Raw genomic sequence first — 25,562 nt, forward strand, 5'->3', positions numbered from 1 at the left:
GTTCTTGCCAGCTCTACAACCAAGCAAAGCGCGGTCTTCCACCGCGCTTTTTTGTTTTTCTCCCCGAGGTTTTCACATGATCCAGATCACGCTCCCCGACAACTCGCGCCGCGAGTTCCCCGGCCCGGTTTCGGTGGCCCAGGTTGCCCAGTCCATCGGCCCCGGCCTTGCCAAGATGACGGTGGCCGGCAAAGTCGACGGCAGGCTCGTCGATGCCAGCGACGTCATCGACCATGACGCCAAGCTCCAGATCATCACGCCCAAGGACGACGAGGGCCTGGAGATCATCCGCCACTCGACGGCTCACCTGGTCGGTCATGCGGTGAAGCAGCTCTACCCGACGGCCAAGATGGTGATCGGGCCCGTGATCGACGAGGGCTTCTACTACGACATCTCGTTCGAACGCCCATTCACGCCGGAAGACATGGCTGCCATCGAGGCGCGCATGCGCGAGCTGATTGCGCAGGACTACGACGTGATCAAGAAGATGACGCCGCGCGCGGAAGTCATCGAAGTCTTCCAGTCGCGTGGCGAGGACTACAAGCTGCGCCTCGTCGAGGACATGCCCGACGAGCAGGCCATGGGCCTGTACTACCACCAGGAATACGTGGACATGTGCCGCGGCCCGCACGTGCCGAACACGCGCTTCCTGAAGGTCTTCAAGCTCACGAAGCTGGCCGGTGCCTACTGGCGCGGTGACGCCAAGAACGAGCAGCTGCAGCGTATTTACGGCACGGCCTGGGCCGACAAGAAGCAGCTCGACCAGTACATCCAGCGCATCGAGGAAGCCGAGAAGCGCGACCACCGCCGCCTGGGCAAGGAACTCGACCTGTTCCACATCGACGAAGTGGCGCCTGGCGTTGTGTTCTGGCACCCCAAAGGTTGGGCGATCTGGCAGCAGGTCGAGCAGTACATGCGCGGCATCTACCGCGACACGGGCTACTGGGAAGTGAAGGGCCCGCAGATTCTCGACAAGAGCCTGTGGGAGAAAACGGGCCACTGGCAGAACTACCGCGACAACATGTTCACGACGGAGTCGGAGAAGCGCGAGTACGCGCTGAAGCCGATGAACTGCCCGGGCCATGTGCTGATCTTCAAGAGCGACCTGCGCAGCTACCGCGACCTGCCGCTGCGCTACGGCGAATTCGGCCAGTGCCATCGCAACGAGCCCAGCGGCGCGCTGCACGGCATCATGCGCGTGCGCGGTTTCACGCAGGACGATGGCCACATCTTCTGCACGGAAGACCAGATCCTCGACGAGTGCATCGCGTACACGGCACAGCTGCAGAAGGTCTATGCCGACTTCGGCTTCACGGACATCCTCTACAAGGTCGCCACGCGCCCGGAGAACCGCGTGGGCTCCGATGAGCTGTGGGACAAGGCCGAGCATGCGGTGATGGAATCGCTGCGCCGTTCGGGCGTCGACTTCGTCATCTCGCCGGGCGATGGCGCCTTCTACGGCCCGAAGATCGAGTACACGCTGCGCGATGCCATCGGCCGTCATTGGCAGTGCGGCACGATGCAGGTCGACTTCAACACGGCGGAGCGCCTGGGCGGCGAATACGTGACGGAATCGAGCGGCCGTGCGCACCCGGTGATGCTGCACCGCGCTATCGTCGGCAGCCTGGAGCGCTTCATCGGCATGCTGATCGAACACCACTCGGGCGCGATGCCTGCATGGCTCGCTCCGGTGCAGGTTGCGGTGCTCAATATCAGCGAAGGACAGGCCGACTACGCTGCGCAAGTTGCGAAAACGCTGCAAAATCAAGGGCTTAGGGTTCAGCTAGATCTGCACAACGAAAAGATTACGTATAAAATACGGAAGCATTCGTTGCAAAAGCTCCCTTACATCGTTGTCGTGGGCGACAAGGAAAAGGAAGCAGGTGCCGTCGCAGTGCGCGCCCGGGGAAATCAAGACCTCGGTGCAATGTCCCTCGAATCGTTCGCGCAACGGCTCGTCCAGGATGTTGCTGACAAGCGTTGATTTGTCTCTGAAACACCCTATATGTTTCCCTGCCAAGTCGTGCCGCTTGTCCGCGAGGACTGAGCGGCGTTCGCTACAGATTTTGTAGCAAATTTTGAAGGATTCTGACCATCGCTACTGCATTTCGCGACCGCCGCCACCGCGAGGAACGCCAACACCGCCTGAACCGGGAAATCATGGCCCCGGAAGTCCGCCTGATCGGCCCGGATAACGAGCAATTGGGTGTCGTGAGTCTTGCCGAGGCCTTGCGCCTTGCCGGTGAGCAGGACGTGGATCTGGTGGAGGTCGTTGCTGCGGCCAACCCACCGGTGTGCCGCCTGATCGAGTACGGCAAGTTCAAGTACCACGAGCAGAAGAAGGCGGCCGAGGCGAAGTCGAAGCAGAAGGTCATCGAGGTCAAGGAAATCAAGTTCCGGCCCGGTACCGACGATGGCGACTACAACATCAAGATGCGCAACATCAAGCGCTTTCTTGAGGACGGCGACAAATGCAAGATCACGCTGCGCTTCCGTGGCCGCGAGATCACGCACCAGGAGCTGGGTCTGGCACTGCTGCAGCGCATTCGCGACGAACTGGGCGACCTGATCATGGTCGAGCAGTTCCCGAAGCTCGAAGGCCGGCAGATGATCATGATGATCGCGCCGGGGCGCAAGAAGGCCGGTGGCGGTGCGCCGAAGCCCGCGGCAGACGCGGCGCCGGCGGCAACGCCCGCCACGGCCTGAGGGCTGCGGTAGAGAGGTTTTGAAGGGATTTCGCCTTTGCCGGCGCTTCGCAAGAAGGGCAGGCAAGGGCGGGATAAAGAAGTGTCTCGGGGCCAACAAGTCCGTGGAGCATCCATGGCGCCTCACGAGCACAAACTAAAGGAGCATTCACATGCCCAAAATGAAGACCAAGAGCAGCGCGAAAAAACGTTTCCGCGTTCGTCCCGGTGGCACCGTCAAGCGCGGTCAAGCCTTCAAGCGTCACATCTTGACGAAGAAGACCACCAAGAACAAGCGTCACCTGCGTGGTGCAGTCGCAGTGCACGAAACCAACATGGTTTCTGTCGCCGCCATGCTGCCCGGTCGTGGCATTTAACTCAGACGAACAAGGAGTACACACATGCCTCGCGTCAAACGTGGTGTAACGGCTCGCGCCCGCCACAAGAAAGTTCTCGCACTCGCCAAGGGTTTCCGCGGTCGCCGCGGCAATGTCTTCCGCATCGCCAAACAGGCGGTGATGAAGGCAGGCCAATACGCCTACCGTGACCGCCGTACCAAGAAGCGCGTGTTCCGTCAGCTGTGGATCGCGCGTATCAACGCCGCCTCGCGTGAACTGGGCCTGACCTACAGCCAGTTCGCCAACGGTATCCGCAAGGCCGGTATCGAGATCGACCGCAAGATGCTTGCGGACATCGCCGTGCACGACAAGGCCGCATTTGCCGGCATCGTGGAGCAGGTCAAGGCCAAGCTGGCTGCTTGATTCTGCACAGCAGGCTGCCGCCTTCGGGCGGCCTCCTGCGCCCACGGCTCAAGGGCTGGCGCTTGAAAAGGCTCCAGCTCTTTTTTATTTCCCCTCGAAGATTTTTGTTGCTATGAACGAGTTGGACTCCCTTGTCGACACCGCACGCGCCGCCTTCGCCGAAGCGAAAACGCCCGCAGAGCTCGAAAACGCCAAGGCCCAGTTCCTCGGCAAGTCGGGCCGCATCACCGAGCTGATGAAGGGCATGGCCGCGCTGAGTGTCGAAGAGAAGAAGTCCCGCGGCGCCGCGATCAACGTGGCCAAGCAGGCCATCGAGGCCGCACTGACCGACCGCCGCCAGCAATTGGCCGACGAAGAGCTCTCCCTGCAGCTGCGCGCCGAGGCCCTCGACGTGAGCCTGCCGGGCCGCCGCCGCATCCCGGGCGGCCTGCACCCCGTGAGCCGCACGCTTGAGCGCATCGAGGAAATCTTCTCGAGCATGGGTTTCGACGTGGCCGACGGCCCCGAAGTCGAGAGCGACTGGCACAGCTTCACCTCGCTCAACAACCCGCCGAACCATCCTGCGCGCTCGATGCAGGACACCTTCTACGTCGACATCAACGGCGACGACGGCATTCCCTACAACCTGCGTCCGCACACCAGCCCGATGCAGGTGCGCTATGCGCATCAGCACATCAAAAAGTACGCCGCCGAATTCGCGGCCGCCGCGGCCGACACCACCGGCACCTTGAAGGCGCCCGAGATCCGCGTGATCGCGCCGGGCCGCACGTACCGCGTGGACAGCGATGCCACCCATTCGCCCATGTTCCACCAGTGCGAAGGCCTCTGGCTTGGCGAGAACGTGAGCTTCAAGGACCTGAAGGTCGTCTTCACCGACTTCTGCCGCACGTTCTTCGAGCGCGACGACCTCGTGCTGCGCTTCCGCCCGAGCTTCTTCCCGTTCACCGAACCCAGCGCCGAGATCGACATCCAGTTCGCGAGCGGCCCGCTGGCCGGCCGCTGGCTCGAAGTTTCGGGCTCCGGCCAGGTGCACCCGAACGTGGTGCGCAACATGGGGCTCGACCCGGAGCGCTACATCGGCTTCGCCTTCGGCATGGGCCCCGACCGGCTCACCATGCTGCGCTACGGCGTGAACGACCTGCGCCTGTTCTTCGACGGCGACCTGCGTTTCCTCTCGCAGTTCCAGTGAGCCCCCTCCATACATAGAAAAACCAGATCGAGATCGAAGAGATGCAATTCCCGGAATCCTGGCTGCGCGAGTTCTGCAACCCGCCCCTCGGCAGCGCCGAACTGGCCGAAACGCTCACCATGGGCGGCTTCGAGGTCGAAGAGCGCCGCCCGGTCGCGCCGCCTTTCACGCGCATCGTGGTCGGAGAAATCAAGGAAGCAGTGCAGCACCCGAACGCCGACCGCCTGCGCGTATGCCAGGTCGACGCGGGGCAGGGCGCTTTGCTCAATATCGTATGCGGCGCGCCCAATGCGCGCGTCGGCATCAAGGTGCCTTGCGCGCTCGTCGGCGCTGAACTGCCGCCGGGTGAAGACGGCAAGCCCTTCCTCATCAAGTTGGGCAAGCTGCGCGGCGTCGAGAGCCAGGGCATGCTGTGCTCGGCGCGCGAACTGCACCTGAGCGAAGACCACGGCGGCCTGCTCGAGCTCGCGGCCGATGCGCCGATCGGCGCCGACGTGCGTGATGTGCTCAAGCTCGACGATGCGCTGCTCACCCTCAAGCTCACGCCCAACCTGGCGCACGGCCTGAGCGTCTACGGCGTGGCGCGCGAACTCGCGGCGCTCACCGGCGCGCCGCTCAAGACGCCGGCCATCGCGCCGGTGGCCACCTCGTTCAGCGACGTGTTGCCAGTGAAGGTCGAAGCGCCCGAGCTTTGCGGCCGTTTCTCGGGCCGTATCGTGCGCGGCGTCGACACCAAGGTCGCCACGCCGGCATGGATGGTCGAGCGCCTTGCGCGCTGCGGCCAGCGCAGCGTGACGCCGCTGGTCGACATCTCGAACTACGTGATGTTCGAGTACGGCCAGCCCAGCCACATCTTCGACCTCGACAAGATCCACGGCGGCCTCACGGTGCGCTGGGGCAAGGCGGGCGAACAGCTCAAGCTGCTCAATGGCACGACCATCACGGTGGACGACAAGGTCGGCGTGATCGCCGACGACCGCGAAGTCGAATCGCTCGCCGGCATCATGGGCGGCGACGCCACGTCCGTCTCGGACGACACGCGCAACATCTACGTCGAGGCTGCGTTCTGGTGGCCCGCCGCGGTGCAGGGGCGTTCGCGCCGCTTCAATTTCTCGACCGACGCAGGCCATCGCTACGAGCGCGGCGTCGATCCGAGCCGCACGGTGCAGATCATCGAGCGCATCACGCAGCTGATCGTCGAAATCTGCGGCGGCCAGGCCGGTGCGATGGACGACCAGAAGCTGGACGTGCCCGAGGCCGTGCCCGTCACGCTGCGCGTGGCGCGCGCAGCTCGCGTGATCGGCATGCCGCTCACGCAGGCGCAATGCGCCGACGCGCTGAACCGGCTGGGCTTTGCCATCACCGAAGGCGAAGGCACGCTGACCGTGACCCCGCCGCCGCACCGCTTCGACCTGCTCATCGAAGAAGACCTGATCGAAGAGGTCGCGCGCCTGATCGGCTTCAACAACCTGCCGACCACCGCGCCGCTCGCGCCCATCACGGCCCGCGTGCGGCCCGAGGCGCAACGCGGCCGCTTCGCTGTGCGCCGCGCCGTCGCGGCGCTGGGCTACCAGGAGACGATCAACTTCAGTTTCGTCGAGGCGCACTGGGAGCAGGACCTTGCCGGCAATGCCAACCCGATCAAGCTGCTGAACCCGATCGCCAGCCAGATGAGCATGATGCGCTCGTCGCTGCTGGGTTCGCTGCTGCAGGTGCTCAAGTTCAACCTCGACCGGAAGGCGCCGCGCGTGCGCGTGTTCGAGCTGGGGCGCGTCTATCTGCGCGACGACAGCGTTGCCACCACCGACAGCACCGTGCGCGGCGTTCACCAGCCGATGCGCGTGGCGGGCCTCGCCTGGGGTGACGCCGATGAATCGCGCTGGGATGGCAAGCCCGAGCGCATCGACTTCTATGACGTCAAGGGCGACGTCGAGGCGCTGCTCGCGCCGCTGGTGCCGAGCTTCGAGGCGGCAGAGCATCCCGCACTGCACCCGGGCCGTTCGGCGCGCGTGCTGGTCGACGGCAAGGCCGTCGGCTTCGTCGGCGAACTGCATCCGCGCTGGCGCCAGAAGTGGGACTTCGCCCAGGCGCCGGTTCTGTTCGAGCTCGATCTCGATGCCGTGACCGCGCGCCCCGTGCCCGTGGCGCAGTCGGTGCCCAAGCACCAGGCCGTCGAGCGCGATATTGCCGTCGTCGTGGCTGAAGCCGTCACGCACGACGCGCTGATGCAGACCATCCGCGCGGCCACGGCTGCGCAGGGCCTGTTGCGCGATGCGACGCTGTTCGACATCTACCGTCCTCAACCGCTGCGCGATGGCGCGGTGGCCGCGCCCGGTGCGCTGGCACAGGGCGAGAAGAGCATGGCGGTGCGCCTGAGCTTCCAGAGCGACAGCGCCACGCTGACGGACGAGCAGGTCGAGCCTGCTGTGCGCGCCATCGTCGAACAATTGGGCGCCAAGCTCGGCGGCCGCTTGAGGGGGTGATGAGAATGAATGCTGCCGATTTCACGCTCGAGGCTCTAGAAACGCCTGCGCTGACCAAGGCGCATCTGGCCGACCTGCTGTTCGAGCAGATCGGCCTGAACAAGCGTGAGTCCAAGGACATGGTCGAGGCGTTCTTCGAGCTCGTGGCGAACAGCCTGATCGAAGGCACGGACGTGAAGATCTCGGGCTTCGGCAACTTCCAGATCCGCGTGAAGGCGCCGCGCCCTGGTCGCAATCCGCGCACCGGCGAAGCCATTCCGATCGGCGAGCGCCGCGTGGCCACGTTCCACGCGAGCGCCAAGCTCAAGGAGCAGATTCACGGCAACATCGACCCGCAGGCCGCTGGTACGACCGAGGTCGAGTGGAGCCTTGGCACCGAGTGAATGAATAGTGCTTGGTGCTGTGCGCTTGCGTAGAGTAATCTCTAAGGTTTCCCGCGCACAGTCTTGATTTCAATGGAGAAAACGCTCCCGCCGATTCCTGTCAAACGCTACTTCACCATCGGTGAGGTCGGCGAACTTTGCGGCGTCAAGCCGCACGTGCTGCGCTATTGGGAGCAGGAGTTCACGCAACTGCGGCCCATGAAGCGGCGCGGCAACCGTCGCTACTACCAGCACCACGAAGTGCTGATGATTCGCCGCATCCGCGACCTGCTCTACGACCAGGGCTTCACCATCAGCGGTGCGCGCAACAAGCTGCAGGAACTGGTGCAGGGCGAGCGTGACCGGCGCAAGGCCGGTGAGTTGCCGCTCGAGGGCATGGAAGCGATCGAGATCGAGCAGGAAGAATTCGACGCGGCCGTGCAAGATGCGCCGGCAACTGTGGCGGCCGTCTCTGCCCCGAAATCGGTCGATCTGTCGCAGCTGCTGAACCTTCGGCGCGAACTCTTTGAAATTCGTGAGCTGCTGACCGTCGGACACTGAATTTTCATAGCTATAATCGAGAGCTTCGGTGTGTGGCGCAGCCTGGTAGCGCACTTGCATGGGGTGCAAGGGGTCGAAGGTTCGAATCCTTTCACACCGACCAAAAACAGTAGTTAGATCAACGGGTCAGAGCCACAAGCTCTGACCCGTTTTTCTTTGTGCCTGACAAATGAAATGGGCTTCTGGCAAGCCCATCTGTTTCCGGCTTTCGTTGCGCCGTGCGCATGCCTATTTCGAATGGGCTACGACCTCGACTTTTGACGGCAAGCCGAACCGAGTGGGTACCGGCTTTCCAGCAGGCATGAAAAATGTCCGCTGTCAAGTCTTCCATGCAGACATGCAGCGGGGCAAAAGGTCTTATGGGGTAGTAGGTTAGGCTAGATTTCAGCCGTTGTGTGCTCTTGCTGCTTTTCGAGCTAGGTGTCGCATAGGCGCTTCGCGGTGGTAAGCGCAAGGGCACCGCAGCAGGCAAGGTCGCATCGGTCGTCATAGTCCTGCACTCCCAGAAAGCTCCTCAAAAGCGAAAGCGCAGCCAGTGGGCTGCGCCTTCTTGGTGAGTGGATGGCGGATACGCCCGCATCGTCAACCCGACTTCGGCGGTGCGGCCTTGCTCCCGCTTCCCTTCCTGAATCCCCGATCCCCCGCCATGAACGCCTCCAGCATGTGCGGAATCAACGTCGTCGCATCGACCGCTTTGCCGTATGCCTGCGCGTGCAACGCGGCGTAGCGGTCGAGGTCGGCTTTCAGGCTGGCCGGGCAAGCGAAGGTCAGCTTCACATTCTCGGTCTTGGGCAGCGGCCCGAGCCGCAGCCTCTTGGTCGCGCTCATCGCATTGCACCCCGATTGAAGAACAGTGGCTGGTACGGCCGCAACACCAGATCGCGATTGACGATGATCCGCACCGGCAGGCCCGGCCGTTCGGTCAGCGTCGGCTGGATGTTCATGTTGCGCCGGATCATCTCCTGGCCGACCTGGTTGATGCTGTCCTGCGCGCTGTCGCGTCCGGCGATCACGATCCGGTTGCCGTTCTGCCGGTTCTCCGGCGCGGCCAACTCGGCACCCACGCCCAGCAACGTGGTCAACGCCGCACCCGCGAAGACGCGATCCCAGTGCCAATCGACGCCATCCTCCAGGCCGGCGTAACCGGCCGGGTCGGTGCCCGCGAGGTTGTCGAGCTTCAGCGAAGACGTGTCCGGCAGGATGACGCGGTTCCACACCACCTGCACGCGGCTCTGCCCGTAGCTCACCTGGCTGTTGTATTTGCCCAGGATGCGCGAGCCTTGGGGGATCAGCAGAAACTTGCCCGTGGCCGTGTCGTAGACCGGCTCCGTCACCGTGACGATCACGTCGCCCGGCAAGTCCGACTTGATGCCCGTCACCAGCGCCCCGGCGATCACCGTTCCCGCCATGACCTGATACGGCGAGACCGGCATTTGCAGATTGCCGGAGTTGCGGGTTTCCGTAGAACCGCCTTTCAGGAACGCCTCTTTCTGGTCTTGCCGGTTCTGCACCGCGGTGGGGTCGGCAGGCTGGGCCGCCGTCGAGGCTGGCCCGGCGGCCAGCGGGTCGAAGCCGGCCAAGGCGCTGCCAGGCGCAACCGCAGCGGCTTGCGCTGTTCCCGGTGCGGCGGCCTTGCCCTGGTTGCCCGAGCGGAAGAACACCGACGAACCCGCCGCCGCATCAGCCTCCTTGCGCCGTGCATCCTCCGGGTCGTGCCCCGGTGGCGCATACGTCGGCGTCACCGGCTGCTGCGACTTCACGATGGCCGGGCCGAGATCGCCCGGCAGCGGCGGCCCCAGCTCGGGCACCTTCGGCGGCAGCTTCGAGTAGTCGGCCGGCAGGCCATCCAGCCCTTCGGACTTCGACACGCGATCGACGTTGTACAGCTCGGTCTGCTCGCCCGCGCCACGCCGATGCGGCTGCAATGACCAGATCGTGGCCCCCAGCACGGCGACCGACAGGCCGCCGACGAGGATGGCCAGCGTGCGCCGGTTCAAGCGTGTGACCGGACGCGGCTGGGCGCGCAGCGCCACCGCCTCGGGTGCTACCTTGCCCGCCTGCGGCGCGGCGAGGTCAGGAGTGTCGTCCTGGCTCATGGTCAGTTCCTCCGCGCCACGCCATCCGTGCGCTCGATCCGCACCACGTCACCGCCATCACCGCCCAGGCGCAGTTCGGCCGCGCCGAACAGCCGATCCACGATGTAGTACGGCGGGCGGAAACGGTAGTTCACCAGTTGCCCGTCGCCCTGCGCGCCGATCACGAACAAGGGCGGCAACTCGCCTTGCGCGATGCCCGGCGGGAACTGGATATAGACCTTCTCGCCGTCATCGAAGGCGCGCAGCGGCTTCCACGGCGGATTGCTGCCCGACACGGCGTAGCGGAAGCGGATCTTCTCCAGCGACAGGCCGGTATCGACCGGCGCGGCGGCGCTGGCCGCCTGCGACTGGCGCTGCAAGGCCAGCATCTTGTCCTTGGGATATTCCCAGGACACCGACGCCATCCACGTCTTCTCTGTCGATGTCAGTTCCAGCAGGTAGGTGCGCCGGCTGGTGGTGATGACCAGATTCGTCTTCAACCCCGAGCGGATCGGCTTGACCATCACATTGACGCGCAGCGCATCACCGCTGCCGCTCGATGTGTCCCCGACGATCCAGCGTACCGTGTCGCCCGCCGCCACCGTCACCAGCTCCTCACCGGGCTGGAGCGCGATTACCGTCACGCGGCCTACGGCCGCATAGACCTGATACAGCGCGCCGTCCGTGAAGGGCCAGACTTGAATTGCGTTGACGTAGCCCTCGCGCGTCGGTGCAATGCGCGCTTCGGCATTGGCGCGGGACACGCGCACGGTTTCATCGGCGGGTTCCGGCGTGGGCTTGGCATCCGGCACACTTTTCATCTGCGCCGGCATCGGCAGCACCTGCGGCACGGTCACCACCTCCACAGGCGCAGGCGGCTCTGGCAGCGGCTGGGCCTGTACCGGCTCATCAAGCGAAATGGTCGGCGGCGGCTTGCCCTGCGTGGCGCAGCCAGAGAACAGCACGGTCGAAGCCAGAAGCATCACCGGCAAGACGGATTTACGGAAAAGATCATTCATGGTTTTGCTCCTTCGTTTCCTTCCAGTTCGCGGCTCCACGACAGGCCGTTGACGTAGATGCCCAGGGGGTTCTTGCGCAGGCGCTGCTCGGTGCGCGGCGTCTGCTGCACGATGGAAACCACGGCGTTCCAGCGTTCGGTGCGATCCAGCGCGCCATTGACGAAGCGCGTCTCCGTCCAGCGCACGTTGAAAGACGTGTCACTGGCGCGGGTCACGCTGGTGATCTGCACCGTCACTGACTCCTTGCCGATGCGCGCGAACGGATCGTTCACGCGGGCGTACTCGTTGAGCACAACAGCGCCCTTGTCGGTCGTGTAGTCGTAGGCATCGAGCCAGTTCTGCCGCACCACGATGGGGTCGATGGACAGGCTGCGCACCAGGCCGATGAAGCGGCCCAGGTGGTAGGCGATCTGCGCATCGCTGGGCCGGTACGGCGTGGCGGCCTCGCCGACCGCGCGCACCTGGCCCGCGTTATCCACCTCGATGACGTAGGGCGTGACGATGGATTGCGCGGAGCGCCAGACCAGACCACCGGCCATCAGCACGGCCAAGGTGAGGCAGCCAAAGGCCATGAAACGCCAGTTTCTAGCCTGCACGCGGGCCGAGCCGATGCGCTCGTCCCAGACTTGCGCGGCGGATTGGTACGGGGTGGCAGGCTGCGGCGTGTCGGCGTAGCGCACCTGCGGTCGTTTGAATCGCATGGGAGTTCTCCTTGAAGATCAGGATTCGGAATCGCGCAGGCTTGGCCCCTGGCTGGAGCTGCCGCCATCGCCGCCGCGCAGCGTGTGGGCGGCGGTCGTAGCGGCATGGGTGAGTTGCTGCCTGCGGTGCAGGCGCTTGGCCCAGGCGGGTTGTTCGGTGGATGGGGTTGGCTCGTTTGCCGCCTGGGCGGCACCGGCCCCAGACGCCGATCCGGCGTCGTCGGGTCGAAAGGCCGCCGCCATGCGCTCCTTCATCGAACGCGCGCCATAGGCCACCTTCTGCCCGGCCGCCTGCGCGCCGGTCTTGGCGACATTGCCCACGCCGGCGGCAGCGCCCTTGAGGCCACCGCCGGCGGATGCAGAACCTGCCTGAAACGCTGACCGGGCGCTGCTCGCGGCTCCGGTGGCGGCACGCGCTCCGCTACCGGCCAGCTTGGCGGCTGCGGGCGCCATGCGCGCCCCGGCGGCGACTGCGCCGCCGACGCCCGTGGCCGCAGCGCCCACGGCAACGGCAGCGCCGGCCGCGCCCAGCGCCGCACCGGCCATCGCACCCGCGCCGAGTTGCGGCCCGCCGGACACCAGCCCGGTCGCAATGCCCGGCCCGAAAATGCCCAAGGCCAGCAGCGTCAGCGAGGCCAGCATCACGACCACGGAGTGGTCGATGGATGGCTCGGCGGGCTGTACCTGAAACTCCGCGAACAGCCCCGAACCAATGCCCACGATCACCGCCAGCACCAGCACCTTGATGCCGGACGACACCACATTGCCCAACACCTTCTCGACTAGGAACGCCGTCTTGTTCCAGAGGGCGAACGGCACGAGCACGAAGCCCGCGAGCGTGGTCAGCTTGAACTCGATCAGCGTGACGAAGAGCTGCACCGCCAGCACGAAGAAGCTGACGATGACCACCAGCCACGCGAGGAACAGCACGACGATGGGCGCGATATTGATGAACACCTCGGGGAAGCCCGCCATCTCCCGGATCTGGTCGAGGATGGGCGCCGCCGCGTCGATGCCGGCCTTGGCCAGCCGTCCCGGCTGCAGGAAGTTGCCCATGCTCAAGGTCGAGCCGCTGGCCGTCAGGCCCAGCCCGGCGAAGGAACGGAACAGGATGCCCGCCAGGGTGTTGAAGTTGCCGATGATGTAGGCGAAAGCACCCACGTATAGCACCTTGCGGATCAGCTTGGCGATCACGTCCTCGCCCTGGCCGGTGGCATGCCCCATCGCCCAGAACAGCCCGGCCAACGTCATGTCGATGACGATCAACGTTGCGGTCAGGAACGCCACCTCGCCCTGCACCAGGCCGAATCCCGAGTCGATGTAGCGCGAGAAAACGTCGAGGAAGCGGTCGATGACCGAAACGTCGTTCATGGCCCGGCTCCGTCAGCGGCTGTAGAAGTTCACGGGCTGCGGCGTGTACGGCGTGCCAGTGCCCACGAAGCGCCGATTCACCTCGCGGCCACGCTCCACTGCGGCGGCCTGCCGCGCCAGCTCCAGCGAGGCCGCGCGGTCCTGCGTGATCTGCAAGCGCTGGGTCTGAATGGACTGCTTGGCCTGCAGGGCCAGCAACTGGTTCATGGCCTGCATCGCCTGGAGAGCGCCCACGGCGGACTGGCTCTTGCCCACGAGGTCGGCCAGCACGCCCTCGTCATCGCTCAGGTTCTGCGAAGCCTGGGCCTGCATCTGCATGGTGGTCTGAAGGCCAGTGAGCGTGTTCTTCCAGCGCTCCTGCGCATCGCGGTACATCTGATTGCCGCTGACGGTGGCGGAGTACTGTTCGGGGTACAGACGCTGGAACATCTGGTCCATGTTCGCCACGTCGTAGGCCATGCCCTTGGCCTGGGCGATGAGCCGCTGGGTGGTCGCCAGGTTGGCGCGCAGCTGGCCCACCACGCTGGACGGCAGGCTGGCCAGGTTGCGCGCCTGGTTGATGAGCATCTGCGCTTCGTTTTGGAGCTGGCGGATCTGGTTGTTGATCTGCTCCAGCGTGCGAACGGCGGTGAGCGTGTTCTGCACCAAATTGGTCGGATCGAACACGATGTCGCCAACGCCGAACAGTGCATGCGCGGGCTGCGCAATGCCGAAGGCGAGCACGCAGGCGGTGGTCAGCGCGGCGAGATTGTGGGCATGGGGTTTCATGGCAGGTTCTCCTGGGAATGGCTGGGGATGGGGGCGGCACCCGGCGCGGGGCCGGGGAAATCGCGCAGCAGATCGGCCGCCCAATCGAGGCTGCGGTGGCGCAGCCATGCGGCTGCGAACGGGGTGGAAGCGGAAGGTGTGGAGGTGCTGGCGGCAGCGAGCACCGCGTCGATGTCGCGCTGGTCCTGCGCCGTGGATGCGCCCGCGAAGGCCAGCGTCGCCGGTCCCAGGTCGAGGTCGAACAGGCGATTGCCGAGGCGGGATTGGTAGTAGTAGTCGCGCTTGGGCTGCGCGGTGGCGACGATCTCGATCTGGCGCAAGTTCAGCCCAAAGCCTTCGTAGATCGTGCGAATCTGCGGCTCGGTCGCCTGCGGGTTCGGCAGGAAGATGCGGCTCGCGCAGCTTTCGATGATCGCGGGCGCGATGCTCGAATCCTTGATGTCGGCCAGGCTCTGCGTGGCGAAGATGACCGACACGTTCTTCTTGCGCAACGTCTTGAGCCACTGGCGAATGCGCGCGGCAAACACCGGGTCATCGAGGAACAGCCAGGCTTCATCGAGGATCAGCAGCGTGGGCGCACCGTCAAAGCGCTCATCGAAGCGCGCAAAGAGGTAGTGCAGCACGGCCATGACGGCGGCCTTGCTGTGCATCAATTCCTCCATCTCGAAGCACTGCACGGAGCCAGCGCCCAGGCGATCCGAATCCGCATCCAGCAGCTTGCCGTGGGCGCCGCCCAGCACGTACGGCGCAAGCGCCTGGCGCAGCGCATTCGATTGCAGCAGTACCGACAGGCCCGTCATCGTGCGCTGTTCCATCGGCGCACCGGCGAGACTGCCGAGCGCCGACCAGATAGCGGCCTTCTCTTCGGGGCCGACGGCCACGCTCTCATGCCGCAAGCGCCCTTCGATCCATTCGGCGGCCCAGGTGCGGTAGCCCTCGCGGTCGATGCGGGCGAGAGGCTGAAACGCGATCTCGCCATCCATCCCGAGGTCGTAGTGCTCACCACCCAGCCCGAGGATGGTGGCGCGCATCGAGCGCCCCATGTCGAAGGCAAAGATGCGCGAGCCGCGATAGCGCCGAAACTGCATCGCCAAGGTGGCGAGCAGCACCGACTTGCCCATGCCCGTAGGGCCAGCCACCAGCGTGTGGCCCACGTCGCCGATGTGCGTCACCAGCCGGAACGGCGTCGCGCCCTCAGTGCGCGTGACGATCAGCGGCGGGCCGTCGAGGTGCGCGTTCTTCTCCGGCCCGGCCCATACCGCCGACACCGGCATCAGGTGCGCCAGGTTCAACGTGGAGACGATGGGCTGGCGGACGTTGGCGTAGGCATGGCCCGGAATGGACGACAGCCACGCATCCACGGCGTTGAGCGTTTCGGGGATGGTGACGAAGCCACGCCCCTGGATGACGCGCTCCACCCTGCGCAGCTTCTCGTTGGCCACGGCGGCATCCGCGTCCATGACGGTGACGGTCGCTGTCACGTAGCCGAAGGCCACTTGATCGCTGCCCAGCTCCTGCAAGGCGGCATCGGCATCGGTGGCCTTGTTGCTGGCGTCGGTATCGACCAGCGGGCTTTCCTGCTGGAAGATCGTCTCGCGCAGCAGCGCGATGACGTTCTTGCGTTTGGCGAACCACTGACGGCGCAGGCGGGCGAGTTCTTTTTCCGCCTCGGCTTTGTCCAGGCAGAGAAAGCGCGTACTCCAGCGATACGCGAAGCCCAGACGGTTGAGGTCGTCCAGAATCCCCGGCCAAGTCGAGATCGGAAAACCGCGCACCGACACCACGCGCAGGTGCTGGTCGCCCAGCATCGGCGCCAAGCCACCGATCAGCGGCGCGTCGGCCAGCAGCGCATCGAGGTGGAATGGCACCTCGGGCACGCCCACGCGGTAACGCCGTGTAGACACGGTGGCGTGCAGGTAGGTCAGCGTCTGGCTATCGTCGAGCCAGGCGATCTCCGGCATCACGCCGTCGAGCAGGTCAAAGATGCGTTCCGTCTCCGCGATGAAGGCAGTCAGGCGCTCGCGCCAATCGACGCCTTCGGTCAGCCGGTTCTCGTACAGCAGGCCCGCGGCACGGGCACGGGCCTCCTCGGGCGGCAGGTACACCAGCGTGAGGTGGTAGCCGCTCTCGAAGTGATTGCCCAAGTCCTCAAAGGCGGCCCGTCGCTCCTCGTCCACCAGCCACGACAGCGGCTCGGGAAACTCCGAGTGCGGGTAGTTGGCGGCGGGCCGGCGCTCGGCTTCGATGAACAAGGCCCAGCCCGAACCCAGCCTGCGCAGCGCGTTGTTCAACCGTGCTGACGTAGAGATCAGCTCGCCCTGCGTGGCACTGTCGAGGTCTGGCCCCCGAAAGCGCGCCGTGCGCTGGAAGGAGCCATCCTTATTCAGCACGACGCCCGGAGCGATCAGCCCGGCCCAAGGCAGCCAGTCAGCCAGCAAGGCCGGGCGCTGGCGGTATTCGGCAAGGTTCAGCATGCGATATCTCCCTTTGCCCCTACACGTCCAGCAGCGGCCGGTGCTTGATATGGCGCGCGAAGACTTGCATGAACCGCGGATCGACACGCGCGCCCCAGACCGCCAACGCATGGCCGGCGATCCAGAGCACCAGGCCCGGAATCCACAGTTGCAGGCCCAAGCCCACGGCCGCGGCCAAGGTGCCATTGGCAATCGCCACCGTGCGCGGCGCGCCGCCCAGCAGGATCGGCTCGGTCAGCGAGCGGTGCAGTGGCACTTCGAACCCCGGAGCGAACCCCTGCACGCCATCGTGGGCCGCGCTCATACGACAGCCCCGCCCGAGAAGCTGAAGAACGACAGGAAGAACGAGGACGCGGCAAACGCGATCGACAGACCGAAGACGATCTGGATCAGCTTGCGAAAACCGCCCGAGGTATCGCCGAAGGCCAGCGCCAGGCCCGTGGCGATGATGATGATGACCGCGATGATCCGGGCCACCGGACCCTGGATCGACTCCAGGATGGATTGCAGCGGCCCCTCCCAAGGCATCGAGGAACCGGCGGCCTGCGCGGTGCCTGCGAGCAGCAGCATCAGCGCCGCGAGCATCAGGCCCTGCAGGGCTGGGCGTGCCAAGCCATCCAGCCGCGCGGGACGGCAGCGCAGGGCAAGCGGGTTTGCAGAAATACGGAAAGCAGGAACGATCATCTGCGTCATGGCAGTTCTCCAGGTTGGTCAGGGGACAGGGAAGAAAGGTCGGACTGCGACAGCAGCTCCGGGAATGGAGCCTCCAGCGCATCCGCCAGTTGGTAGCCCGCGCCATCGAAGCCGACGACGCGGGCGATGCTCTCGATGCGGCGCTTGCGTCCGCGCCCGGCGATGTGGATGACCACGTTGACCGCTTCCGCGATCAGCGCACGGGGCGGGTTCTCCGCCACTTCGAGAATCAGTTGCTCCAGGCGCAGCAGCGCGCCCAGCGCGGAGCCGGCGTGGATGGTGGCGATGCCGCCGGGGTGGCCCGTGCCCCATACCTTGATGAGATCCAGCGCCTCGGCACCACGCACTTCGCCAACGATCACGCGATCCGGGCGCAGGCGCATGGAAGAGCGCACCAGCTCGGTCATCGACACCACGCCCTGGCGCGTGCGCAGCGGTACGTGATCGCGCGCCGCGCATTGCAGCTCCACCGTGTCTTCAAGCACCAGCACGCGGTCACCGGTAGCGGCAATCTCGGCGAGCAAGGCATTGGCGAGCGTGGTCTTGCCCGTGCTGGTGCCGCCTGCGATCAGGATGTTCTGGCGCTCGCGCACGGCGCGCACCAGCAGGCCCGCCTGCGCGGCGGTCATCATTCCGTCCTCGATGTAGCGCGACAGTGGGATCACGCCAAAGGCGCGCTTGCGCAAGGCGAAGGCCGGCCCCGGCGCGGCGGGCGGCAGGATGCCCTCGAAGCGTTCGCCCGTCTCGGGCAGCTCTGCCGTCAACAACGGCTGGCCCCGATGAACTTCCGTGCCAACGTGAGCTGCAACGAGGCGGATGATGCGTTCGCCATCGGCCTCGGACAGTTCCACGCCCATCGGCGCGCGGCCCGTGGACAGACGATCCACCCAGAGCGTGCGATCGGGGTTGAGCATGATTTCCACCACGTCCGGGTCTTCGAGCGCGGCAGCGATCAGCGGCCCCATGGCCGTGCGCAGCATCTGGATGCGGCGATCCAGCGAGGTGGCCGTGAAGGAGGAAGGAACGGCGCTCATAAGGCACGCTCCTGGGCATCCGCGACGGCCGCAGCGCCCTCCGGTCGCGTCGGATCGGTGTGCAGTTCCTCCACCACATCCCGCACCAGGCTGCGCCCGCGCAGCAAATGGCGACCGAGCTGCTCGACGAACTGCTCGAAGCGGGCCTTGCCCTGGGCGCGAGCGGCATCCTGATGGGCCTCGGGCACGGGTGTGCTCACCGTGAGGAAATAGCGGATGAACAGCGCCAATGTTTCGATGGCAATGTTCTGGTCGCGCTCCAGGCGCTCGGCGTGGCGCGACAGGCGGTCCAGCCGCTTGGCAATTGCCGCCTCGCGCTGGTCGGCCGCATCGGGCGACAGCCAGGAGGCCAGGGCCGCCGCGACGATGCTGGACTTGGACACGCCCTTCTTGGCGGCCAGTTCATCGAGCCGCTTGCTGTGCTCCGGCTGGATGAACACATTGAGGCGGTGTTGGGTCATAGGTCGATTCCGTCGTCAGGGTCGAGGGAAGCCAGCCGGGCCGTGCGCTGCAGGGCCGGATCGAGCTGGCGAGGAAGGGGATGCGGCATGTCGTCGTCATCGAGCAGCCCGAGGTCGGCTGCGGGCGCAACCAGGTCGGGGTCGTAGGTGACGGCTTCGGAAAGTTCGGGCTGGCGGCGTGGGCCGCTGTCGTCGGCCGAACCCAGGTTCTCCAGCCCATCGGCGGCGTCGGCCGTCGGTGCGACCGGCATGGCGGGAATCGCCAGCCCGCTCCAGTCGTCGGCGCGTTCCGGTGGCACATCGGCATAGCGCCCCTGCATGGACAGGGTTGCAAGCACCGGCGGCGGAAGCACGCGCCGCTTGAAATTGCTGTCCGCGTAGTAGCGCAGCTTCTTGGCCTTGATGGGCGCCACGCTGGACACCATCACCACGGCCTCGTCGGGCGGAAGCTGCATTACCTCGCCCGGCGTGAGCAGCGGACGTGCCGTCTCCTGGCGCGACACCATCAGATGCCCGAGCCATGGCGCGAGCCGGTGGCCGGCGTAGTTGCGCTGCGCGCGCAGCTCGGTCGCGGTGCCCAGCGTTTCGGAGATGCGCTTGGCGGTGCGCTCGTCGTTGGTGGCGAACGTCACCCGGACATGGCAGTTGTCCAGGATCGAATGGTTCTGGCCGTAGGCTTTGTCAATCTGGTTGAGCGACTGGGCGATGAGGAAGCTGCGGATACCGTAGCCGGCCATGAAGGCCAGGGCCGTCTCGAAGAAGTCGAGCCGTCCGAGCGCGGGGAACTCGTCGAGCATCAATAGCAGCTTGTGGCGGCGCGCGATGCCGTCGCTGCCGTCGAGCGATTCCGTCAGCCGTCGCCCGATCTGGTTGAGGATCAGGCGAATGAGCGGTTTCGTCCGCGAAATGTCCGAAGGCGGCACCACCAGGTACAGCGACACCGGATGCTCGGCCGCGATCAGGTCGGCAATGCGCCAGTCGCAGCGCGAGGTGACTTCGGCCACCGTGGGGTCGCGGTACAGGCCGAGGAATGACATGGCGGTGCTCAACACGCCGGAACGCTCGTTGTCCGATTTGTTCAGGACTTCGCGCGCTGCCGATGCCACCACCAGATGCGGCCCACCACCGATGTGCGGCGTGGTCATCATCCGATGCAGGGTCAGCTCGAAGGGACAGGCCGGGTCGCTGAGGAAGTTGGCGACTCCGCGCAGCGTCTTGTCTTCGCCTGCGTAGAGCACGTGCAGGATGGCCCCAACCAGCAGCGCATGCGAGGTCTTCTCCCAATGGTTGCGCCGCTCCAGTGCTCCTTCGGGATCGACCAGAATGTCTGCGATGTTCTGCACGTCGCGCACTTCGTGCGCGCCGCGCCTCACCTCCAGCAGTGGGTTGTAGGCCGACGACTTCGCATCGGTCGGGTTGAACAGCAGGCAATGCGAGAAGCGCGAGCGCCAGCCGGCGGTGATGCTCCAGTTCTCGCCCTTGATGTCGTGAATGACGGCCGATGCAGGCCAGCTCAACAAGGTGGGAACCACCAGGCCCACGCCTTTGCCCGAGCGGGTGGGCGCGAATGTCAGGACGTGTTCCGGGCCTTCATGGCGCAGGTACTGCTGGCGATGCAGGCCGAGGAACACGCCCGCAGGCTGGTCAAGGCCCGCCTTGTGGATGTCCTCCGCATTGGCCCAGCGGGCCGAGCCGTAGGTCGTGACCAGCTTGGACTGGCGCGAGCGCCAGATCGACATGCCGATGGCAACTACCATCGCGATCAGGCCGCTGCCTGCGGCAATGGCACCGCCCGCGTCGAAGATATGCGGCGCGTAGGCGTCGAAGAAGAACCACCACTCGAACAGGCCCCAGGGGTGGTAGACCGGCGTACCGAAGAAGTCGAACCACGGCGAGCCCAGGCGTAGCTGGTAGCCCAGGGCCGCTGCTGTCCATTGCGTGGCGCTCCATACGCCAGCGATCACGATGCCGAAGACGACGGCAATCTGACCGAACAGCACGTTCGTTCCTTGCATTGGTCAACCTCCCACTACGGCACAGGAACGTGCCGTAGTGCCGAGGATCAAGGCGAGCGTGCAGGCCGGTCAAAGACCGTTATGGCGGGGATTCAGGCCAAAAGAGCCAGACTTCTTGCGGTGGCGAAGACAATAAAAATGCCGCATGCGCGAGCGCGCTGCGGCGTGATGAGGTAACTGCGAGAACTTTGTCGCGGCGCCGCGACGGAAGGTTACCTTATTGGGACTTCTGCTCCGGCCGGTCACCAAAGAAGCGGCGATTCGCGGCCTCGGCGGCACGTCGGCAGAGTTCTTCGCCGGCCTTCGCGCGCTCTTCCTTGCACAGGCGCTGGACTTCCTTGAGACGCTCAGGATGGGCCACGAGGAAGTCCACGGTTTCCGTCGGTTGGGATGGCCCACAGGAGGCTGTCAGTGCAGCGGCCATCAGCAGCGACAGGAATCGGGGCATGGCTTGGGTCCTTTCAGCAGGTGGATCAGGAGTCCTCGGCGGCGCTGGAGCCATCCGCCGAATCAATGGAGTCCACTCGTGCGATGAACCGAGCCAGCATTTCGGAGGGCTCCACGTCACGGTGCAGCAGATACGTGGCCAGCATCTGCGACTTGCCCGCCAAGCGCCGGGCCACAACACCTGGCCCACGGCCGGATGCAATGTGCGCGGCGCCCGCCAAACCAAGTGCCAATCCGGCGGAGACTAAGGTCATCATCACCTCATAGGACGCCACGCGCTGGGCGATCAGTGGCTGTTGCTCGTAGCGCTGCAAAACGCGATCAACTTGGCGTGCATGGCCTTCGCATATCGCCGGATCGCATAGCGCCAGCGGATAGCGCAGCACTTCTTCCAACGGAACGTGCTTGTGGGCCAGCACAGGATGGCGAGCTGGGACCGCCACCATCAGCTCGTCTTCCCACGCAGGCCTGACCACAATGCCGTCGCCCACCTCTTCGGCCATCGAAAAGCCGACGTCATACAGGTCATCGTGCAGACCCTTGATCTGTTGGTCCAACGGCATCTCAAATAACCGAATGTCAATCTCTGGATCTTCCTCTCGGCACCGTGCCAGCAGCGTCGGCATTCGCGAGGGCGTGATGCCATCGGACAAAGCGATGCGCAACTGTCCCTGAAACCCACTGGCGGCGGACTTGACGCCGTCACACGCCTGTTTCAGAGCTTCGAAGATTCGCGGCACCCGCTCCAGGAATGCCATTCCGGCAAAGGTCAGGCGGGTGCTTCGCGTGGTTCGCGTGAACAGTTGCGCCCCGAGCTCTTCCTCTATCTCCTTGATGGTGCGCGACAAAGGGGACTGATCGATGTGCAGCTTTTCCGCTGCGCGGCCAAAGTGAAGTTCTTCGGCCACCGCTATAAAGCAACGCAAATGCCGAAGCTCCATGGTGTATCTCATCCAAGTTAAAAGGCCTTGACGAGTTCCGGCACAGCCGCGAACAGGTCCGCCTCCAGCCCGTAGTCGGCCACGCTGAAGATCGGCGCCTCCGGGTCCTTGTTGATCGCCACGATCACCTTGGAGTCCTTCATGCCCGCCAGGTGCTGGATCGCCCCCGAGATGCCCGCCGCCACGTACAGCTGCGGCGCCACGATCTTGCCGGTCTGGCCCACCTGCAGGTCATTGGGCGCGTAGCCCGCATCCACCGCCGCGCGGCTCGCGCCGATGGCCGCGCCCAGCTTGTCGGCCAGCGGGGTGATGACTTCGTCGAATTTTTCCTTGCTGCCCAGCGCACGGCCGCCGGAGACGATGATCTTGGCCGCCGTCAGTTCGGGCCGGTCGCTCTTGGCGATTTCGCTGCCCACGTAGCTGCTCTTGCCGGTGTCTGCCGCTGCGGTTGCCGTTTCCACTGCTGCGTTGCCTCCGGTCGCCGCTGTGGCGTCGAAGCCGGTGGTGCGCACGGTGATGACTTTGGTGGCGTCGCTGCTTTGCACGGTGGCGATGGCATTGCCGGCGTAGATGGGGCGTTCGAAGGTGTCGGCGCTCACCACCTTGGTGATGTCGCTGATCTGGGCGACGTCGAGCTTGGCGGCCACGCGGGGGGCCACGTTCTTGCCGCCGGCCGTGGCCGGGAACAGGATGTGGCTATAGTTGCCGGCGATGGCCAGCACCTGGGCGGCCACGTTCTCGGCCAGGCCGTGGGCCAAGCCTGCGGCGTCGGCGTGGATGACCTTGGCGACACCGGCGATCTGGGCGGCGGCTTGTGCGGCAGCGCCGGCATTGTGGCCGGCCACCAGCACGTGCACGTCGCCACCGCAAGCGGCTGCAGCCGTCACGGTGTTCAGGGTTGCGCCCTTGATGGATGCGTTGTCGTGTTCAGCAATAACGAGTACCGACATTTAGATCACCTTCGCTTCGTTCTTGAGTTTTTCGACCAGGGCGGCCACGTCAGCCACCTTCACGCCGGCGCCGCGCTTGGCGGGTTCGGTCACCTTCAGGGTCTTCAGGCGCGGGGCGACTTGAACGCCGAGGTCTTCGGGCTTGATGGTGTCCAGCGGCTTTTTCTTGGCCTTCATGATGTTGGGCAAGGTGACGTAGCGCGGTTCGTTCAGACGCAGGTCGGCGGTGATGACCGCGGGCAGCGTGAGGCTAAGGGTTTCCAGGCCGCCGTCCACTTCGCGGGTCACGGCTGCCTTGTCGCTGGCGAGCTCGACCTTGGAGGCGAAGGTGGCTTGCGGCAGACCGGCCAGCGCCGCCAGCATCTGGCCGGTCTGGTTGCAGTCGTCGTCGATGGCCTGCTTGCCCAGGATCACGAGGCCGGGCTGTTCCTTGTCGATCAGGGCCTTAAGCAGCTTAGCCACGGCCAGCGGCTGCAGTTCTTCATTGGTCTCGACTAGGATGCCGCGGTCGGCACCGATGGCCATGGCGGTGCGCAGCGTCTCCTGGCATTGAGACACGCCGCACGAGACGGCGACGATCTCCGTTGCCGCGCCTTTCTCCCTGAGCCGCACAGCCTCTTCGACGGCAATCTCGTCGAAGGGGTTCATGCTCATCTTGACATTGGCGATGTCCACGCCGCTGCCATCGCTCTTGACGCGGACCTTGACGTTGTAGTCAACCACCCGCTTGACGGGAACCAGGATTTTCATGGGAGGGTTTCCTTTCAGGATCATTCAGAGTTGATCGTCCGCCAGGGCCAGCGTGCTGGCGGCGCCGCCCGTGACGATGTCGCGCAGCATCGGCGCCTGCACCAGGACATGCGCCGCGTAATGGCTGGCTGTGGCGCGCTTGGTACCGAGAAAGCCCGCATCGCCCGCGCCCGCCGCGAGTTGCGCGGTAGCGGCTTCGGCCATGCGCGCCGACAGCCAGCCGCCGATCACGGTGCCCGCCAGCCGCAGGAAGGGCACGGCGCCCGCCGCGCACTGCGCGGGTTGACCGTCGTGGGCCAGCAGCCAGTCGACCGCTTCGTCCAGCGCCTGGGCAGCGGCTGCCAACGCGCGGCCGATCTGCGCCAGCACTGCATCGGGCGATTCGACCAACCGGCGCGCATCGCCGTCGATGCGGCCCAGCAGCGCCTTCAGCGTGCGCCCGCCCTCGCGTGCCAGCTTGCGGCCGATCAGGTCGTTGGCCTGGATGCCCGTGGTGCCTTCGTAGATGGTCGTGATGCGCGCGTCGCGCATGTGCTGGGAGGCGCCGGTTTCCTCGACGTAGCCCATGCCGCCATGCACCTGCACGCCGTCGGACGTGATGCCCTGCGCGCTGTCGGTACACCAGCCTTTGACCACCGGTATCAGCAGGCCGACCAGGGCCTGCGCCTGCGCGCGCTCCTGCGCATCGGCGTGGCCCGCGGCGCGGTCCATCTGACCGGCGCAGAAGTAGGCCAGCGCGCGCATGGCCTCGGTGCGGGCCTTCATGTCCATCAGCATGCGCCGCACGTCCGGGTGGCCTGCGATGGCGGTGCTGCCGCTGATCAGCGGCTTGCCCTGCACCCGCTCCAGCGCATAGGCGCGTGCGCGCTGGTAGGCGCGCTCGGAAATGCCCACGCCTTCCAGGCCAACGTTCAGCCGCGCGTGGTTCATCATGGTGAACATGCAGGCCAGCCCCTGGTGCGGCTCGCCGACCAGGTAGCCGATAGCGCCGCCGCTGTCGCCAAAACTCATCGACGCCGTGGGGCTGCCGTGGATGCCCATCTTGTGCTCAATCGACGTGCAGGCCAAGTCGTTGCGTTCGCCCAGGGTGCCATCGTCGTTGACCAGGTACTTCGGGCACAGGAACAGCGAGATGCCTTTCACCCCCGGTGGCGCATCGGGTAGGCGCGCCAGCACCAGGTGCACGATGTTCTCGGCCATGTCGTGCTCGCCCCAGGTGATGAAGATCTTGTTGCCGCTGACGTGGTAGTGGTCGCCCTCGTGTACGGCACGGCTGCGCAGCGCGGCCAGGTCAGAGCCGGCCTGGGGCTCGGTGAGGTTCATGGTGCCCGTCCAGCGGCCCTCGACCATGGGTGCCAGGAAGCGGCGCTGGAGTGCGTCGCTGCCATGGTGCGCAATGGCCTCCACCGCGCCCAGCGTGAGCATCTGGCACAGGCTGAACGCGAGGTTGGACGACTTCCACATCTCCAGCACGGCGGTGGAGACCAGCGTGGGCAGGCCCTGGCCGCCCCATTCGGTGGCAGCGGGCATGCCGTTCCAGCCGTTCTCGCAGAAGCTGGCCCAGGCTTCGCGAAAGCCGTCGGCGGGCGTGACCCGACCATCGTGCCAGCGCGCGCCCTGCACGTCGCCGGGGCGGTTGAGCGGATCCAGCACGCCAGCGGCGTAATTAGCCGCCTCCTGCAGGATGGCCTCGACCAGGTCGGGCGTGGTTTCTTCATGGTCGGGCTGGGCGCAGATCGCGTCCAGGCCGCCGACCTCTTTCATGGCGAACAGCATTTCGCGCAGGGGGGCTATGTAGACAGACACAGCGAATTTCCTTGATG

25 protein-coding genes and 1 tRNA gene are annotated in these 25,562 nt (G+C 65.5%); 9 read left to right on the forward strand and 17 right to left on the reverse strand.

Translation table 11 applies throughout. The annotated features are described in order from the left end of the window. Positions 1–76 precede the first annotated feature (76 nt). From thrS to L3V85_RS14395, 9 genes are all read left to right on the forward strand, one after another. Positions 77–1,984, forward strand: a complete 1,908-nt coding sequence (gene thrS, locus L3V85_RS14355; RefSeq protein ID WP_237679850.1) for a threonine--tRNA ligase — start codon at positions 77–79, stop codon at positions 1,982–1,984. 101 nt (positions 1,985–2,085) lie between these two features. Then, positions 2,086–2,706, forward strand: a complete 621-nt coding sequence (infC, locus tag L3V85_RS14360) for a translation initiation factor IF-3 (RefSeq protein WP_272934812.1) — start codon at positions 2,086–2,088, stop codon at positions 2,704–2,706. A 151-nt stretch (positions 2,707–2,857) separates the two neighbouring features. Then, on the forward strand, positions 2,858–3,061 hold the full coding sequence (gene rpmI / locus L3V85_RS14365) for a 50S ribosomal protein L35 (protein WP_007832497.1): 204 nt from the start codon (positions 2,858–2,860) through the stop codon (positions 3,059–3,061). Positions 3,062–3,085: 24 nt separating this feature from the next. Next, positions 3,086–3,445, forward strand: coding sequence for a 50S ribosomal protein L20 (gene rplT, locus L3V85_RS14370; protein WP_012747009.1), 360 nt, complete (start codon positions 3,086–3,088; stop codon positions 3,443–3,445). A 112-nt stretch (positions 3,446–3,557) separates the two neighbouring features. Then, positions 3,558–4,634: a phenylalanine--tRNA ligase subunit alpha gene (pheS, locus tag L3V85_RS14375; protein ID WP_237679852.1), complete on the forward strand. Its 1,077-nt coding sequence runs from the start codon at positions 3,558–3,560 to the stop codon at positions 4,632–4,634. Positions 4,635–4,675: 41 nt separating this feature from the next. Then, on the forward strand, positions 4,676–7,117 hold the full coding sequence (gene pheT, locus L3V85_RS14380; RefSeq protein ID WP_237679853.1) for a phenylalanine--tRNA ligase subunit beta: 2,442 nt from the start codon (positions 4,676–4,678) through the stop codon (positions 7,115–7,117). Positions 7,118–7,122: 5 nt separating this feature from the next. Next, positions 7,123–7,500 carry an integration host factor subunit alpha gene (locus L3V85_RS14385; protein ID WP_237679854.1) on the forward strand — a complete coding sequence of 126 codons (378 nt, stop codon included), beginning with the start codon at positions 7,123–7,125 and terminating at the stop codon, positions 7,498–7,500. Positions 7,501–7,572: 72 nt separating this feature from the next. Continuing rightward, positions 7,573–8,040, forward strand: coding sequence for a MerR family transcriptional regulator (locus L3V85_RS14390; RefSeq protein ID WP_237679855.1), 468 nt, complete (start codon positions 7,573–7,575; stop codon positions 8,038–8,040). 26 nt (positions 8,041–8,066) lie between these two features. Then, positions 8,067–8,143: transfer RNA gene (locus L3V85_RS14395), tRNA-Pro, on the forward strand. A 479-nt stretch (positions 8,144–8,622) separates the two neighbouring features. Here L3V85_RS14395 and L3V85_RS14400 read toward each other — a convergent pair. The 17 genes from L3V85_RS14400 to L3V85_RS14480 all read right to left on the reverse strand — a co-directional run bounded on the left by L3V85_RS14400 (position 8,623) and on the right by L3V85_RS14480 (position 25,545). After that, entirely contained in the window at positions 8,623–8,868 is a 246-nt protein-coding gene (locus tag L3V85_RS14400) for a DUF2274 domain-containing protein (protein WP_012436242.1), read from the reverse strand. Further along, positions 8,865–10,136 carry a TrbI/VirB10 family protein gene (locus L3V85_RS14405; RefSeq protein ID WP_012436241.1) on the reverse strand — a complete coding sequence of 424 codons (1,272 nt, stop codon included), beginning with the start codon at positions 10,134–10,136 and terminating at the stop codon, positions 8,865–8,867. Before L3V85_RS14405 ends, L3V85_RS14400 begins: the two co-directional genes overlap by 4 nt. Before the next feature lie 2 nt (positions 10,137–10,138). Then, the gene (gene trbG, locus L3V85_RS14410) at positions 10,139–11,134 is read right to left on the reverse strand and encodes a P-type conjugative transfer protein TrbG (protein WP_012436240.1); all 996 of its coding nucleotides are present in this window, start codon (positions 11,132–11,134) and stop codon (positions 10,139–10,141) included. After that, positions 11,131–11,835: a conjugal transfer protein TrbF gene (trbF, locus tag L3V85_RS14415; RefSeq protein WP_012436239.1), complete on the reverse strand. Its 705-nt coding sequence runs from the start codon at positions 11,833–11,835 to the stop codon at positions 11,131–11,133. The genes trbG and trbF overlap by 4 nt, the downstream gene beginning before the upstream one ends. A gap of 18 nt (positions 11,836–11,853) precedes the next feature. Continuing rightward, entirely contained in the window at positions 11,854–13,206 is a 1,353-nt protein-coding gene (gene trbL / locus L3V85_RS14420) for a P-type conjugative transfer protein TrbL (protein WP_012436238.1), read from the reverse strand. 12 nt (positions 13,207–13,218) lie between these two features. Then, positions 13,219–13,974, reverse strand: a complete 756-nt coding sequence (trbJ, locus tag L3V85_RS14425; protein ID WP_012436237.1) for a P-type conjugative transfer protein TrbJ — start codon at positions 13,972–13,974, stop codon at positions 13,219–13,221. After that, the gene (trbE, locus tag L3V85_RS14430; RefSeq protein WP_012436236.1) at positions 13,971–16,448 is read right to left on the reverse strand and encodes a conjugal transfer protein TrbE; all 2,478 of its coding nucleotides are present in this window, start codon (positions 16,446–16,448) and stop codon (positions 13,971–13,973) included. Before trbE ends, trbJ begins: the two co-directional genes overlap by 4 nt. 19 nt (positions 16,449–16,467) lie before the next feature. Then, complete coding sequence (locus L3V85_RS14435; RefSeq protein ID WP_012436235.1) at positions 16,468–16,752, reverse strand: VirB3 family type IV secretion system protein; 285 nt, start codon at positions 16,750–16,752, stop codon at positions 16,468–16,470. Then, on the reverse strand, positions 16,749–17,141 hold the full coding sequence (locus tag L3V85_RS14440; RefSeq protein WP_012436234.1) for a TrbC/VirB2 family protein: 393 nt from the start codon (positions 17,139–17,141) through the stop codon (positions 16,749–16,751). The genes L3V85_RS14435 and L3V85_RS14440 overlap by 4 nt, the downstream gene beginning before the upstream one ends. After that, positions 17,138–18,175: a P-type conjugative transfer ATPase TrbB gene (gene trbB / locus L3V85_RS14445; protein ID WP_012436233.1), complete on the reverse strand. Its 1,038-nt coding sequence runs from the start codon at positions 18,173–18,175 to the stop codon at positions 17,138–17,140. The genes L3V85_RS14440 and trbB overlap by 4 nt, the downstream gene beginning before the upstream one ends. Continuing rightward, entirely contained in the window at positions 18,172–18,636 is a 465-nt protein-coding gene (locus L3V85_RS14450; protein ID WP_012436232.1) for a CopG family transcriptional regulator, read from the reverse strand. The genes trbB and L3V85_RS14450 overlap by 4 nt, the downstream gene beginning before the upstream one ends. Continuing rightward, positions 18,633–20,651 (reverse strand): conjugal transfer protein TraG, encoded by a 2,019-nt coding sequence (locus tag L3V85_RS14455; RefSeq protein WP_012436231.1) that lies wholly within the window; start codon positions 20,649–20,651, stop codon positions 18,633–18,635. Before L3V85_RS14455 ends, L3V85_RS14450 begins: the two co-directional genes overlap by 4 nt. 217 nt (positions 20,652–20,868) lie before the next feature. Then, on the reverse strand, positions 20,869–21,099 hold the full coding sequence (locus L3V85_RS14460; RefSeq protein WP_012436230.1) for an EexN family lipoprotein: 231 nt from the start codon (positions 21,097–21,099) through the stop codon (positions 20,869–20,871). A gap of 25 nt (positions 21,100–21,124) precedes the next feature. Beyond that, positions 21,125–22,039: a LysR family transcriptional regulator gene (locus tag L3V85_RS14465; protein WP_012436229.1), complete on the reverse strand. Its 915-nt coding sequence runs from the start codon at positions 22,037–22,039 to the stop codon at positions 21,125–21,127. Between the two features lie 17 nt (positions 22,040–22,056). Beyond that, positions 22,057–22,989, reverse strand: coding sequence for an electron transfer flavoprotein subunit alpha/FixB family protein (locus L3V85_RS14470; protein WP_012436228.1), 933 nt, complete (start codon positions 22,987–22,989; stop codon positions 22,057–22,059). After that, positions 22,990–23,739, reverse strand: coding sequence for an electron transfer flavoprotein subunit beta/FixA family protein (locus L3V85_RS14475; RefSeq protein WP_012436227.1), 750 nt, complete (start codon positions 23,737–23,739; stop codon positions 22,990–22,992). A gap of 24 nt (positions 23,740–23,763) precedes the next feature. Continuing rightward, positions 23,764–25,545, reverse strand: a complete 1,782-nt coding sequence (locus L3V85_RS14480; RefSeq protein ID WP_012436226.1) for an acyl-CoA dehydrogenase — start codon at positions 25,543–25,545, stop codon at positions 23,764–23,766. Between the last annotated feature and the right edge of the window lie 17 nt (positions 25,546–25,562).

It is taken from the genome of Variovorax paradoxus (genome assembly GCF_022009635.1).
Classification (GTDB): Bacteria; Pseudomonadota; Gammaproteobacteria; order Burkholderiales; family Burkholderiaceae_C; genus Variovorax.